This is a genomic window from Amycolatopsis thermophila, from assembly GCF_030814215.1.
Taxonomy (GTDB): Bacteria; Actinomycetota; Actinomycetes; order Mycobacteriales; family Pseudonocardiaceae; genus Amycolatopsis_E; species Amycolatopsis_E thermophila.
Genome location: NZ_JAUSUT010000001.1, coordinates 925798 through 938044, shown reverse-complemented (window position 1 = coordinate 938044; position 12247 = coordinate 925798). Strand labels below are relative to the sequence as shown.

The 12247-nt window shown below is 71.5% G+C and carries 14 protein-coding genes; 11 read left to right on the top strand and 3 right to left on the bottom strand.

What is annotated here, in order from left to right; translation table 11 throughout:
* Positions 1 to 28 precede the first annotated feature (28 nt).
* Both FB470_RS04705 and FB470_RS04700 read left to right on the top strand, forming a co-directional pair.
* Positions 29 to 652, top strand: coding sequence for an EthD domain-containing protein (locus FB470_RS04705; protein WP_306989039.1), 624 nt, complete (start codon positions 29 to 31; stop codon positions 650 to 652).
* A gap of 9 nt (positions 653 to 661) precedes the next feature.
* On the top strand, positions 662 to 1435 hold the full coding sequence (locus tag FB470_RS04700) for an enoyl-CoA hydratase-related protein (RefSeq protein ID WP_306989038.1): 774 nt from the start codon (positions 662 to 664) through the stop codon (positions 1433 to 1435).
* A gap of 368 nt (positions 1436 to 1803) precedes the next feature.
* On the opposite strand, the gene FB470_RS04695 is transcribed toward FB470_RS04700, so the two are convergent.
* A complete protein-coding gene (locus tag FB470_RS04695) occupies positions 1804 to 2334 on the bottom strand; it encodes an NUDIX domain-containing protein (protein WP_370876652.1) in 531 nt (176 codons plus the stop codon).
* Between the two features lie 46 nt (positions 2335 to 2380).
* Here FB470_RS04695 and nucS point away from each other — a divergent pair, with 46 nt between their 5' ends.
* From nucS to dhaM, 7 genes are all read left to right on the top strand, one after another.
* A complete protein-coding gene (gene nucS, locus FB470_RS04690; protein ID WP_306989035.1) occupies positions 2381 to 3040 on the top strand; it encodes an endonuclease NucS in 660 nt (219 codons plus the stop codon).
* Positions 3041 to 3276: 236 nt separating this feature from the next.
* Positions 3277 to 4977 carry a sodium:solute symporter family protein gene (locus tag FB470_RS04685; RefSeq protein WP_306989034.1) on the top strand — a complete coding sequence of 567 codons (1701 nt, stop codon included), beginning with the start codon at positions 3277 to 3279 and terminating at the stop codon, positions 4975 to 4977.
* A 13-nt stretch (positions 4978 to 4990) separates the two neighbouring features.
* Positions 4991 to 5263, top strand: coding sequence for a hypothetical protein (locus FB470_RS04680; RefSeq protein WP_306989033.1), 273 nt, complete (start codon positions 4991 to 4993; stop codon positions 5261 to 5263).
* Between the two features lie 47 nt (positions 5264 to 5310).
* On the top strand, positions 5311 to 6294 hold the full coding sequence (locus FB470_RS04675; RefSeq protein WP_306989031.1) for a DUF3558 domain-containing protein: 984 nt from the start codon (positions 5311 to 5313) through the stop codon (positions 6292 to 6294).
* A gap of 35 nt (positions 6295 to 6329) precedes the next feature.
* On the top strand, positions 6330 to 7331 hold the full coding sequence (gene dhaK / locus FB470_RS04670) for a dihydroxyacetone kinase subunit DhaK (RefSeq protein WP_306989030.1): 1002 nt from the start codon (positions 6330 to 6332) through the stop codon (positions 7329 to 7331).
* Between the two features lie 3 nt (positions 7332 to 7334).
* On the top strand, positions 7335 to 7958 hold the full coding sequence (dhaL, locus tag FB470_RS04665; RefSeq protein ID WP_306989029.1) for a dihydroxyacetone kinase subunit DhaL: 624 nt from the start codon (positions 7335 to 7337) through the stop codon (positions 7956 to 7958).
* Positions 7955 to 8632, top strand: coding sequence for a dihydroxyacetone kinase phosphoryl donor subunit DhaM (gene dhaM / locus FB470_RS04660; RefSeq protein WP_306989027.1), 678 nt, complete (start codon positions 7955 to 7957; stop codon positions 8630 to 8632). Before dhaL ends, dhaM begins: the two co-directional genes overlap by 4 nt.
* Before the next feature lie 15 nt (positions 8633 to 8647).
* Here dhaM and FB470_RS04655 read toward each other — a convergent pair whose 3' ends face one another.
* Positions 8648 to 8854: an FmdB family zinc ribbon protein gene (locus FB470_RS04655; RefSeq protein ID WP_017987344.1), complete on the bottom strand. Its 207-nt coding sequence runs from the start codon at positions 8852 to 8854 to the stop codon at positions 8648 to 8650.
* 57 nt (positions 8855 to 8911) lie between these two features.
* Between FB470_RS04655 and FB470_RS04650 the strand changes: the two genes are divergently transcribed.
* A complete protein-coding gene (locus FB470_RS04650) occupies positions 8912 to 10036 on the top strand; it encodes an alkaline phosphatase family protein (RefSeq protein ID WP_306989025.1) in 1125 nt (374 codons plus the stop codon).
* A gap of 87 nt (positions 10037 to 10123) precedes the next feature.
* Here FB470_RS04650 and FB470_RS04645 read toward each other — a convergent pair whose 3' ends face one another.
* Complete coding sequence (locus FB470_RS04645; RefSeq protein WP_306989023.1) at positions 10124 to 10681, bottom strand: TetR/AcrR family transcriptional regulator; 558 nt, start codon at positions 10679 to 10681, stop codon at positions 10124 to 10126.
* A gap of 128 nt (positions 10682 to 10809) precedes the next feature.
* On the opposite strand from FB470_RS04645, the gene FB470_RS04640 reads away from it, so the two are divergent.
* A complete protein-coding gene (locus tag FB470_RS04640; RefSeq protein ID WP_306989021.1) occupies positions 10810 to 12243 on the top strand; it encodes an MFS transporter in 1434 nt (477 codons plus the stop codon).
* Positions 12244 to 12247 lie beyond the last annotated feature (4 nt).

Genomic DNA, 12247 nt, shown 5'->3' with positions numbered 1-12247 from the left:
GTACCCGAGCGCGGGAGGGGAGTGGCGGATGACGGAAGGACTGCTGTACGTGCTGTCCGAGCCGGGCGCGGTCGCCGAGGAGGAGTTCCACGACTGGTACGACACCGAACACGCCCCGGCGCGCGTCGGGGTGCCCGGGATCCGCAGCGGGTACCGGTACCGGGCGCTGGACGGGGCGCGGCCGTCGTGGCTGGCCTGGTACGAGCTGGAGCTGGGAGCGCTGGTGAGCCCCGAGTACGAGGTCGTGAGGCGGCGGAGCCCGCGGGAGGTGTCGGTGGTCTCGCGGCTGGAGACGCTGGACCGGCGGGTGTACGAGCTGACGGACTCGTGGGGCGCGTTCGACGGGCCGGCGCCGGTGGTCGTGTCGGTGGCGCTGACCGGGGACACGGACGCGCTGGACGAGTGGTACCGCGAGGAGCACGTGCCGCTGCTGCTCCGGATGCCCGGATGGCACCGGATCCGGCGGTACCGGCGGGTCGAGGGCTCGGGGCCGGACGTGCTGGCCTTCCACGAGATCGCCGGCGCGGAGTTGTTCGACGACCCGGTCTACCGGCACGCGACGCGCACACCGTGGCGGGATCGGGTGATGGCGACCGTGACCACGCGGGAGCGGCGGGTCTTCGGGTACCACAACACGGCCGGTCGGAGGTAGCGTCGGTCCATGGCCGAGTACGAGCACATCCTGGTCAAGCGCGACGACGCGACGGTCACGATCACGATGAACCGGGCGGCGCGCAGGAACTCCCTGTCCGAAGACCACCTGGCCGAGCTGCTGGCCGCGTTCGAGGAGACGGCGTCCACCGATGCGACGGGCATCGTCCTGGCCGGGGCCGGTCCGGTGTTCTCGGCGGGGCACGACTTCGGCGACGTGGCGGCCCGCGACCACGCCGGCGTGCGCCGGTTGCTGACGCTGTGCACGCGGTTGATGCGCACGATGGAGTCGGTGCCGCAGGTGGTCGTCGCACGGGTGCACGGACTGGCCACGGCGGCGGGGTGCCAGCTGGTGGCGTCGTGTGACCTGGCGGTGGCGGCGCGGTCGGCGGGTTTCGCGTTGCCCGGTGGGAAGGGCGGGTGGTTCTGCCACACGCCGGCCGTGCCGGTGGCGCGGGCGATCGGGCGGAAGCGCCTGATGGAGCTGGCGCTGACCGGTGACGCCATCGACGCGGCGACGGCCCTGGAGTGGGGCCTGGTGAACCGGGTCGTGCCGGACGACGAACTGGACGCGGCGGTGGCCGAGCTGCTGGCCAGGGCCACGCGCGGCAGCCGGGCCAGCAAGGCGCTCGGCAAGCAGACCTTGTACGCGCAGCTGGACCGCCCCGAGGCGGATGCCTACGCCATCGCGGTCGAGGTGATGGCCGCGGCCTCGCAGACGCCCGCCGCACGGGAGGGCATGGCCTCGTTCCTGGAGAAGCGGAAGCCGGACTGGCCGGAATAGCGGCGCGGGCGCGCCGGCGCCCGCTCGTAACGGTGACCGGGCGCGTGCATCCGCTTCCCGGCGGAGGGCGCCTCACGGCGCTGAGTGGTCACCTTGGGCTCGACCTCCCCCGCCCCCTCCGGGTGGAGTGTTTTCGGTCGCCGAGCAGGCGTGTCAAGGCGGGAAAGAGTACCTTGACACGCCTGATCGGCGACCAAAGGCGGGCTGGGGATCGGGGGCGGGGGAGGTCTGGTGACGTCGCACCTCGCCTCGCGTTGCCGGCTGGCGGGAGGTGTGGGGAGGCCTTGTGCGGCTTGCGTTGCCGGGTGCCTGAGGGTGGGTGGGTGGCTCGATCCCGGTCACGGCGCCGGCCACCGAACCCGCCGCCGCTAACCGCGCTCCCTCAGCAGCAACAGCCCGTACGCGGCGATGGACTGGGCGTCCGTGATCTCCCCGCGTGCGATCATCTTCTCGAACTCGGCCCGCGAGAACCAGGCCGTCCGCATGTCCTGCTCCTCGTGCTCCCGCTCGTGCGGCCCCTCGACCAGCTGCGTCGCCAGGTACACCCGCCCCCGTTGGCTCGACATCCCCGGCGCCACGTCGAGCTGGCCCAGGTCCTCCAGCGCCCCGGCCACCAACCCGGTCTCCTCCCGCAGTTCCCGCGCCGCCAGCTCCAGCGGGTCCACCTCCGCCAGATCCGGCGCCGTCCCCTGCGGGAACTCCCAGCGTCGCAGGCCGAGCGGGTACCGGTACTGCTCGACGAGGTGCAGACGATCGCCGTCCAGGGGGATCACCAGTGCGTAGTCGGGCTTGTCGACGACGCCGTAGATGCCCGGCGAGCCGTCCGGCCGGCGGATGTCGTCCTCACGGACCGTCATCCAGTTGTTCCGGTACACCTGGCGGGTGCTGAGCCGTTCGATGGGATCCACGCGACCAGTCTGCCGAAGCATCTTCTACCCTCGCCGGGTGCGTCTCGTGATCGCTCGATGCCAAGTGGACTACGCCGGCCGGCTGACGGCCCACCTGCCGATGGCCACCCGGTTGCTGCTCATCAAGGCGGACGGGTCCGTGTCGGTGCACTCCGACGACCGGGCCTACAAGCCGCTGAACTGGATGAGCCCGCCGTGCTGGCTCATCGAGGACGGTGACGTCTGGACGGTGCAGAACAAGGCCGGCGAGAAGCTCGTCATCACCATCGAGGAGCGGATCGACGAGATCAACCACGACCTCGGCGCCGAGCCGGGCCTGCAGAAGGACGGCGTCGAGGCCCACCTGCAGGAGCTGCTCGCCGAGCACATCACCACCCTCGGCGACGGCTACACCCTGGTCCGCCGCGAGTACCCGACCGCGATCGGACCGGTGGACATCCTCGCCCGCGACGCCGACGGCGGCTCGGTGGCGGTCGAGATCAAGCGTCGCGGCGAGATCGACGGCGTGGAGCAGCTGACCCGCTACCTGGAGCTGCTCAACCGCGACCCGCTGCTCGCCCCCGTGCAGGGCGTCTTCGCCGCGCAGCTGATCAAACCGCAGGCCCGCACCCTGGCCGAGGACCGGGGCATCCGCTGCCTCACCCTCGACTACGACGCGCTGCGCGGCACCGAATCGGACGACCTCCGCCTCTTCTGACCTCGCGCTGAACGCCACCTGCCCGGCGACCGCCGGACAGGTGGCGTTTTCGCGTTCCGGGGGTCCACGAGTTGCGGCCGGTGACGCTGCGGGGTTGAGATGTCACCGGTTTGATCTCGACACGGTCAAGGCGTGCCCGCTGGCGTGCGGAGCGGGGATACCGCGTAGTAATGTGCGCTCGTCACTCGATCGTGGTGATTCTTGTTCAAAGATGTTGGAATCCCGGAGGTGCGTCGGTGCCCGTGCTAGCCGCAGCGAACCTGCGACTTGATGCGCACGCGATCGACTACGTGTTGCTCGCGTTCTACTTCGTGCTGGTGCTCGGCATCGGCTACCTGGCCCGGAAACAGGTGTCGAGCAGTATCGACTTCTTCCTGTCCGGGCGATCCCTGCCGGCCTGGGTGACGGGCCTGGCGTTCATCTCCGCCAACCTCGGCGCCATCGAGGTGATGGGGATGTCGGCCAACGGCGCGCAGTACGGCCTGCCGACGGCCCACTACTTCTGGATCGGCGCCATCCCGGCGATGCTGTTCCTCGGCATCGTGATGATGCCCTTCTACTACGGGTCGAAGGTCCGCAGCGTGCCGGAGTTCATGCGGCGCCGCTTCGGCACCGGCGCCCACCTGACGAACGGCATCAGCTTCGCCCTCGCGCAGATCCTCATCGCGGGCGCGAACCTCTACCTGCTGGCCAGCGTGGTGAACCTGCTGCTCGGCTGGCCGATCTGGCTGTCGATCGTCATCGCCGCCGTCATCGTGCTCGCCTACACCGCGCTCGGTGGCCTCTCCGCCGCGATCTACAACGAGGTGCTGCAGTTCTTCGTCATCGTCGCCGCGCTGGTGCCGCTGACGATCGTCGGCCTGTACAAGGTCGGCGGCTGGAGCGGCCTGGTCGACAAGGTCACCAACGGCCCGGGCGGCGCGGAACAGCTCAGCTCCTGGCCGGGCAACCAGCTGACCGGTTTCGGCAGCAACTTCCTGTCGGTGCTGGGCCTGGTGTTCGGCCTGGGTTTCGTGCTCTCCTTCGGCTACTGGACGACGAACTTCGTCGAGGTCCAGCGCGCGATGGCGTCGAAGAGCATGTCGGCCGCGCGCCGCACGCCGATCATCGGCGCGTTCCCGAAGATGCTGGTCCCGTTCATCGTGATCATCCCCGGCATGATCGCCGCGGTCACCGTGACCGAGCTGCAGGGTGCCAACAAGCAGGCCCTGATCGACGGCGGTTCCGCACCCAGCGGCGCGACCTTCAACAACGCGTTGCTGCTGCTCATGCGCGACCTGCTGCCCAACGGCGTCCTGGGGGTCGCGATCGCCGGCCTGCTGGCCTCGTTCATGGCCGGTATGGCGGCGAACCTGAGCTCGTTCAACACGGTGTTCACGTACGACATCTGGCAGGCCTACGTCAAGAAGGACAAGCCGGACTCGTACTACCTGAACATGGGCCGGTGGGTGACCGCGGGCGCCACGATCCTGGCCATCGGGACGGCCGCCATCGCCTCCCAGTACTCCAACCTGATGGACTACCTGCAGCAGCTGTTCTCGTTCTTCAACGCGCCGCTGTTCGCCACGTTCATCCTGGGCATGTTCTGGAAGCGCATGACGCCGAAGGCGGCCTGGATCGGTCTGCTGTCCGGTACCGCGTCGGCCATCGTGGTGTTCCTGCTCGCCGAGACCGGCGTGTGGGACCTGCCCGGCCAGGGCGCGAGCTTCATCGGCGCCGGTGCGGCCTTCGTGGTCGACATCGTCGTCAGCGTCGCGATCAGCTCGGTGACGCAGCCGCGGGCGGAGGCCGAGCTGACCGGCCTGGTCTACTCGCTGACCCCGAAGGAGTCGCGTCAGCACTCCACGACCGGTGACGACGCGGGCTGGTACCGCAACCCGGGCCTGCTCGCGGGCATCGTCCTGGTCCTCACGATCGCGCTGAACATCGCCTTCTAGGAGGTTGGCAGACATGGCTACCGAAACCCCCGTGCGCACGCGCCGGGCGGGCGCGTTCGACATCCGGCTGATCATCTCGCTGCTGACCGGTGTCTACGGCATCGTCCTGACCGTCATGGGCCTCGCGTTCACCGACGAGGCCCAGCTGCAGAAGGCGGCGGGCGTGAACATCAACCTGTGGGCCGGTGTCGGCCTGCTGGTGTTCACCGCGCTGTTCGTGCTGTGGGCGGTCGTGCGGCCGATCCGGGTCCCGGTCACCGAGGGCGACGAGACCCCGGCCGAATAGGCGCCTTCCGCGCATCCGGGCGAGGCCGGGCGACTACCGTGCACCGCGTGCACTTCGTCGCCCGGCCTCGCCGTTTCGTTCCCGTGGTCCTGATCGCCCTGACCGTGTCCGCGTGCGCCGGGCCGGACCTCGGCAAGCAGAACTTCCCGCGCACGACCGTGACGCAGAGCAGCCGCGCGAGCGCACCGGACGGCCCCATCGACGACCCCGCGGTGACCCTGGACGCGCAGCGCACGGTCGACCCGTGCGCGATCCTCCAGGGCGGTGCCGCCGCCGACGTGGGCCGCACGGTCGGCGACAGCCTGTACGCCGGCGGCCTGGACAGCTGCAGCATCAAGGTGACCGACGCCGGCGGCAAGGAGGTCCGGCTGAGCCTCCAGCTCGGCGACTTCGCCACGTCGCTGAACGCGGAGGAGATGGATCCGGTCGAGGGCCTGCCCGTGCGCCAGTACAAGATCGACGAGGAGAGCTGCACCGTCACCGCGGTGACCAGCCGCGACCCCGACCTGGGCATCAGCCTGCAGGTCACCTACACCGGCGGCGACCCGTGCGGTGCCGGGATGACCGCGCTGCGCCGGGTCGTTGCGAAGATGCACGCCGGGCCACCGCGGCTGAACCGGCCGTCGAACTCGCTCGTGGCGGTCGACCCGTGCGCGCTGGCCGACGACGCCGTGGTGACCGAGGTCCTGGGCCGGGGCACGACCAAGAACCCGAGCGGCCTGCACGACTGCGGCTGGTCCGGCGGCACCGCCGACGCCGACCTCCGCTTCACCGAGACCGTCGAGCCCGAGGAGGGCGAGGACGGGACGGCGGTCAGCCTGGCCGGTGGCGTCACCGCCTACCAGAAGAAGGAGACCAACGCGGGCGCCCGCTGCACGATCGCGTGGACGCACCGCCGGACCGGTGACGGCGAGGGCGAGATCGTCAAGTTCGAGTACGACAACTACCACGACGACGCCGCTGCGGACGACTCGTGCGGAAAGGCGCGGCGGATCGTCGAGACGATCCTGCCCAAGCTGCCGAAGTCCTGATAGGAAGAGGGCGACAACGGAGTCAGGAGGCGGGCATGAAGAAGATCATCAACGATCCGGCCGACGTCGTCACCGAGTCGCTGCGCGGGCTGGCGGCCGCGCACGCGGACGTCCTGCGGGTGCAGGAGGACCCGAACGTGGTCGTCCGCGCCGACGCGCCCGTGGCCGGGAAGGTCGCGGTCATCTCCGGCGGCGGCTCCGGTCACGAACCGCTCCACGGCGGTTTCGTCGGCGTGGGCATGCTGGACGCGGCCGTGCCCGGCGCGGTGTTCACCTCGCCCACCCCGGACGCCGTGCAGGCCGCGATCCAGGCGACCACCGGGGAGGCCGGTGCGCTGCTGATCGTCAAGAACTACACCGGTGACGTGCTGAACTTCGAAACCGCGGGTGAGCTGGCCGCGGCCGAGGACCTCGACGTGCGCAGCGTGGTGATCGACGACGACGTGGCGGTGGCGGACTCGACCTACACCGCCGGCCGCCGGGGCGTCGGTGGCACCGTGCTGCTGGAGAAGCTCACCGGGGCGGCGGCTGAGCGCGGCGACTCGCTGGACGCCGTGGAAGCGCTGGCACGCAAGGTCATCGGGCAGGTCCGTTCGATCGGCGTCGCGCTCACCGCGCCGACCGTGCCGCACGTCGGCGAGCCCAGCTTCGACCTCGGCGCCGACGAGATCGAGTTCGGCATCGGCATCCACGGCGAGCCGGGCCGGGAACGGATCAAGGCCGAGCCCGCCGACGAGCTGGTCGCGCGCATGGTCGGCGCGATCGTCGAGGACCTGCCGTTCGAGCGGGGCGACCGGGTGCTGCTGTTCACCAACTCGATGGGCGGCACCCCGCTGGTCGAGCTGTACCTGGCGCACGGCATCGCCGAGCGGCTGCTGGCCGATCGCGGCATCATGGTCGAGCGCCGGCTGGTCGGTCCCTACATCACCAGCCTGGAGATGCAGGGCATGAGCCTGACCCTGCTCAGGCTCGACGACGAGCTGACGGAACTGTGGGACGCGCCGGTGAACACCGCCGCACTGCGCTGGAAGGCCTGACACATGGGATGCACGCCGGAGGGCGTCGCGAACGCGTTGCGGGGCGCCGCGGCCGCGATCGCCGAGCACCGCACCGAGCTGATCGAACTCGACCGGGCGATCGGCGACGGTGACCACGGCGAGAACATGAACCGCGGCTTCCAGGCCATCGTGGCCGCGTTGGACGGTGGTGTGCCGGACACACCCGGCGCGGTGCTGAAGCTGGCCGCGACCACCCTCATCTCGAAGGTCGGTGGCGCGGCGGGACCGTTGTACGGCACGGCTTTCCTGCGTGCTTCGACGGTGGTCGCCAACCAGCCGGAGCTCGGCGCGGCGGAGGTCGTCGCCGCGCTGCGAGCCGGGCTGGAAGGTGTGCAGGCGCGCGGGAAGGCGGTCGAGGGCGACAAGACGATGGTCGACGCGCTGCTGCCCGCGGTCGCGGCGGCGGAGAAGGCCGGCGGCTCGGATGTGGCGGCGGTGCTGTCCGCGGCCGCGGAGGGAGCCACGAGCGGAGCGGGGTCCACTGTGGACCTGGTGGCCCGGAAGGGACGGGCGTCCTACCTCGGTGAGCGCAGCGCGGGTCACCTCGACCCGGGCGCGCGGTCGACGGCGCTGCTGCTCGAGGCGTTCGCGAAGGCAGCCCGATGAGCGTCGGCCTGGTCCTGGTGTCGCACAGCGCCAAGCTCGCCGAGGGGCTCGCCGAGGTCGCCGGCCAGATGGCGCCGGACGTCACGATCGTGCCGGCGGGCGGGTTGCCCGACGGCGGGGTCGGCACGGACTACGACTCGGTCGTCGCCGCCGTCCAGCGGGCCGACTCCGGCTCGGGCGTCGTGCTGCTCTACGACCTGGGCAGCGCGCAGATGACGGCCGAGCTCGCGGTGGAGTCGCTGGCCGATCCGGAGGCGGCCGTCGTGGTCGACGCGCCACTGGTGGAGGGCACGGTCGCCGCGGCCGTGGCCGCCCAGGGCGGTGGCGACCGCGCCGCCGTGCTGGAGGCCGCGGCCGCCGCGGGTGCCCCGGCCGATCTTGGTCCGTCGACCGCCGAACCGGCCACGGACAGCGTCGAGCTGACCCTGACCAACGAGGTGGGCCTGCACGCCCGGCCCGCGGCGGTGCTGGCGCGCAGCCTGGCCGGCCTGGAGGCCGAGGTGACCGTCCGGCTCGGGGACCAGGAGGCCGACGCGCACAGCGTGCTGGCGCTCATGGCGCTCGGCGCGCGCAAGGGCGACCGGATCGAGGTGCGCGCGGGCGGTGCCCAGGCGGCCGAAGCGCTGCGCGTGGTGCAGGAGCTGGTGCAGGACAACTTCGGCGAACCCGCCTGAGCCCCGCTCGCACGGTCAGTGACCGCAGCCGCAGGCCCCGCCGCAGCAGCCACCGCCCGCCGGTGCGCCGGCGGCCGAGCCGGTCAGCGCGACGGTGGTGAGCAGCTTGACCGTGTCCGTGTGCCCCTCCGGGCAGGTCGCGGGCGCGCTCGACTCGCTCATCGGCCGGTTCACCTCGAAGGTGCCGGTGCATTCGCGACAGCGGTAGGCGTAGGTCGGCATGTCGCCATTATCCGGTACCGGGTGCGCGGAGAGCCACCTTCCTGCCAAGCTGGCCGGGTGGAGCTGCCAACGCTGTCCGGCGAGGGGCACCTCGCCGAGGTGGTGCCGTCCGTGCTCGCGACGCTGGGCGTCCCCGGCTGCGTGAACACGCTGGACCTGCCGGAGTCCGCGGCGGCCTGCGTGCTGCTGATCGACGGGCTGGGAGCCGGCCTGCTGCGCGACCACGCCGGCGACGCGCCCGTGCTGGCCGAGCTCGCGAAGGGGACGCTCACCGTCGGGTGCCCGTCGACGACGGTCGCCGGCCTGGCCGCGATCGGGACCGGGCTGGCGTCCGGGGAGCACGGCATGGCCGGGTACACGTTCGAGGTGCCGGGCTGCGGGGTGCTCAACGCGCTGACCTGGCGGCGCCATCCCGACCGCGCCGAGCTGGACCTGGACCCACGCGAGGTGCAGCCGCTGCCGACGACCTTCGAGCGGGCCACGGCGGCCGGTGTCGAGGCGGTGGTGGTGGCCGAGGCCAAGTTCGCGAAGTCGCCGCTGACGAAGGCCGTGCAGCGGGGCGGCATCTACCGCGGTGTCCACGCGATGGGGGACGTGGCCGCGGAAACGTTGCGCGCGCTGGAGTCGTCGCGCGGGTTCTGCTACTCCTACCACGGTCAGCTCGACGAGCTCGGCCACCGCTACGGGCCGGGATCTGCGGCGTGGGTCATGCAGCTGCGGCAGGTCGACCGGCTCGTGGAGTCCATCGTGGACGGTCTGCCCGCCGGGCGGGTGTTGGCCGTGGTGGCCGACCACGGCATGGTCGCGCTGGCCGGCAACGTGATCGACATCGACGCGACGCCCGCGCTGCGGTCGGGCGTGCGCGCATTGGGCGGCGACCCGCGGGTGCGCCACGTCTACACGGAGGCCGGCGCGGAGGACGACGTGCTGGCCGCGTGGCGGTCGACGCTGGGGGAGCGGGCCTGGGTGGCGCGCCGCGACGAGGCGATCGCGGCGGGCTGGTTCGGGCCGCGGGTGAGCGACCGGGTGCGCCCGCGGTTCGGCGACGTGGTCGCGGCCGCCCGCGAGGACTTCGGCATGCTGCGACGCACTGCCGAGCCGGTGGAGTCGGCCCTGATCGGCCAACACGGCTCCCTGACGCCCGCCGAGCAACTCGTCCCGCTGGCGATCGCCATCGGCTGAACCAGGTCAGCACAACAGTGCGCAGAACCTCCGCAGTCTCGTGAGTCCCTCCGCCGATCCGGGCCCGGACGCAGTGCGCGCGGCGGTTCAGGCCGGCGGACGCAAACCGTCCAGCACCACGGTGATCAGGCGCTCGGCCGTCTCGTCACTGCCCTCCGCCGCGACCCCCACTCCGTGCCCGAGCAGCAGCAGATCGCGCGGCTTCAGGTCCGGGCGCACCGCGCCCGCCTCCTGGGCGCGCGTGAGCAGCTCCGCCGCCGCTTCGTTCATCATCGTCTTGCCGAGGGCGAACGTCTCCGAGTCGCGATCCATCGCGGCCTTCAGCGACGCGGCCACCCCGCGCTTGTGCAGCACGAACGCGACCTGCTCACGCATCCACAGCTCCAGCGCCTTCGCCGGCTCGTGCTGTTCCAGCAGTTCGTGCGCCCACGAGCTGAGGCGCTCGATGTCGTCGCGGTAGACGGCCTCGATCAGGGCCTCGCGGTTGGGGAAGTGCCGGTAGAGGGTGCCCGCGCCGACGCACGCCTTCCGCGCGATGTCGTCCAGCGGCGCCTCGGGGCCGCGCTCGGCGAACGCTTCCCGCGCCGTGCTCAGGATGCGCTCGTAGTTGCGCCGCGCGTCCGCCCGCATCGGCCGTGCCATCATGCGCCTCACCTCAAAACCGGACACATTCTCCGGATACACTTGCGCAACCGGAGACGTTCTCCATATGCTAGCTCGTAGTCAAGCGGAGAGTCTGTCCGCTTACCTTCGTGCAATCCGATGGAGCCCCCTTGCCTGGAACAACGCTGCCCGCGTCCGGCACGGCCGTCGCCGCGACCGCGGCGCGACCACGCCCCGGCGTGGTGCTGGCGACCCTGCTCACCTGCCAGCTGATGATCGTCCTCGACATCACCGTCATGAACGTCGCGCTGCCCCGGATCCAGGCGGATCTCGGGTTCACCGCGGCTTCGCTGAGCTGGGTGATGTCGAGCTACACCCTCGTCTTCGGCGGCCTGCTGCTGCTCGGCGGACGCGCCGGCGACCTGTTCGGCCGCAAGCGCATGTTCGTCGGCGGTGTCCTGCTGTTCACCGTCGCCTCGCTCGCCGGCGGCCTGGCCGGCTCGGCCGCCTGGCTGATCGTCGCCCGGATCGCGCAGGGCCTCGGCGCCGCCGCCGCGGGCCCCAGCACGCTCGCCCTGCTCACCACCACCATCACCGAACCGCGCGCCCGGCTGCGGGCGCTGGCCCTGTTCTCCGGCATGTCCAGCGCCGGGTTCGCGGTCGGCCTCATCCTCGGCGGGCTGCTCACCGAGTGGCTGTCGTGGCGGGCCGTGCTGTTCATCAACGCGCCGTTCGGGCTGGTCGTGGCCGCACTCGCGAGCCGTTACGTCGTGGAGCCGTCCCGGCAGCGCGCCCGGCTCGACCTGCCCGGCGCGGTGACCGGCACCGTCGGCGTCGCGGCGCTCGTGTACGGGTTCATCCGGGCCGCCGACCCGGGCTGGACCGACCCGCTGACGGTCACCTCGCTGATCGCCGGCGCGGTGCTGATCGGTGTGTTCCTCGTCGTCGAGACCCGGACCGCGCAGCCGCTGCTGCCGCTGCGCCTGTTCACCGACCGCAACCGCGCCGCGGCCTACGCGAACTTCTTCCTCGGGCCGATGGCCGGCATGTCGATGTTCTTCTTCCTCACCCAGTACCTGCAGGACGTGCGGGGCATGAACGCACTGGGCACGGGGTTCGCGTTCCTGCCGATGGCCCTGCTGGTGTTCGTCCTGAGCCGGTTCATCCCGCGGCTGCTGCCCCGGTTCGGGCCGAAACCGGTCGCGCTGGCCGGGACGTTGTCGATGACGGCCGGGGTGGCGTGGCTGACCCAGTTGGAGGTCGGCAGCGGCTACCTGACGAGCCTGCTCGGCCCGATGGTCCTCACGGGACTCGGCATGGGGCTGGCGTTCTCGCCGCTCAACGTGATCATCATGAGCAGCGTGCCGGCGTCGGACGCGGGTGCGGCGGGTGGCGTGCTGCAGACGATGCAGCAGACCGGCGCGACGCTCGGGCTGGCCATCCTGGTGACGATCTTCGGCACGGTGACCCGCACCGCGACCGGCTCGCCGCACGAGGTGATGGTCACCGGCATGACGTCGGCGTTCACCGCCTCGGTGATCATCGCGGCCCTGACGTTCGTGGTGGCACTCACCTTCCGGCGCGAGGGCGAGCGCGCGGCGTAGGCGA

Coding starts and splice junctions, on each gene's coding strand:
- FB470_RS04705 (WP_306989039.1), top strand. CDS start 29: ATGACGGAAGGACTGCTGTACGTGCTGTCCGAGCCGGGCGCGGTCGCC.
- FB470_RS04700 (WP_306989038.1), top strand. CDS start 662: ATGGCCGAGTACGAGCACATCCTGGTCAAGCGCGACGACGCGACGGTC.
- FB470_RS04680 (WP_306989033.1), top strand. CDS start 4,991: ATGGCTACCGAAACCCCCGTGCGCACGCGCCGGGCGGGCGCGTTCGAC.
- dhaK (WP_306989030.1), top strand. CDS start 6,330: ATGAAGAAGATCATCAACGATCCGGCCGACGTCGTCACCGAGTCGCTG.
- dhaL (WP_306989029.1), top strand. CDS start 7,335: ATGGGATGCACGCCGGAGGGCGTCGCGAACGCGTTGCGGGGCGCCGCG.
- dhaM (WP_306989027.1), top strand. CDS start 7,955: ATGAGCGTCGGCCTGGTCCTGGTGTCGCACAGCGCCAAGCTCGCCGAG.
- FB470_RS04655 (WP_017987344.1), bottom strand. CDS start 8,854: ATGCCGACCTACGCCTACCGCTGTCGCGAATGCACCGGCACCTTCGAG.
- FB470_RS04645 (WP_306989023.1), bottom strand. CDS start 10,681: ATGATGGCACGGCCGATGCGGGCGGACGCGCGGCGCAACTACGAGCGC.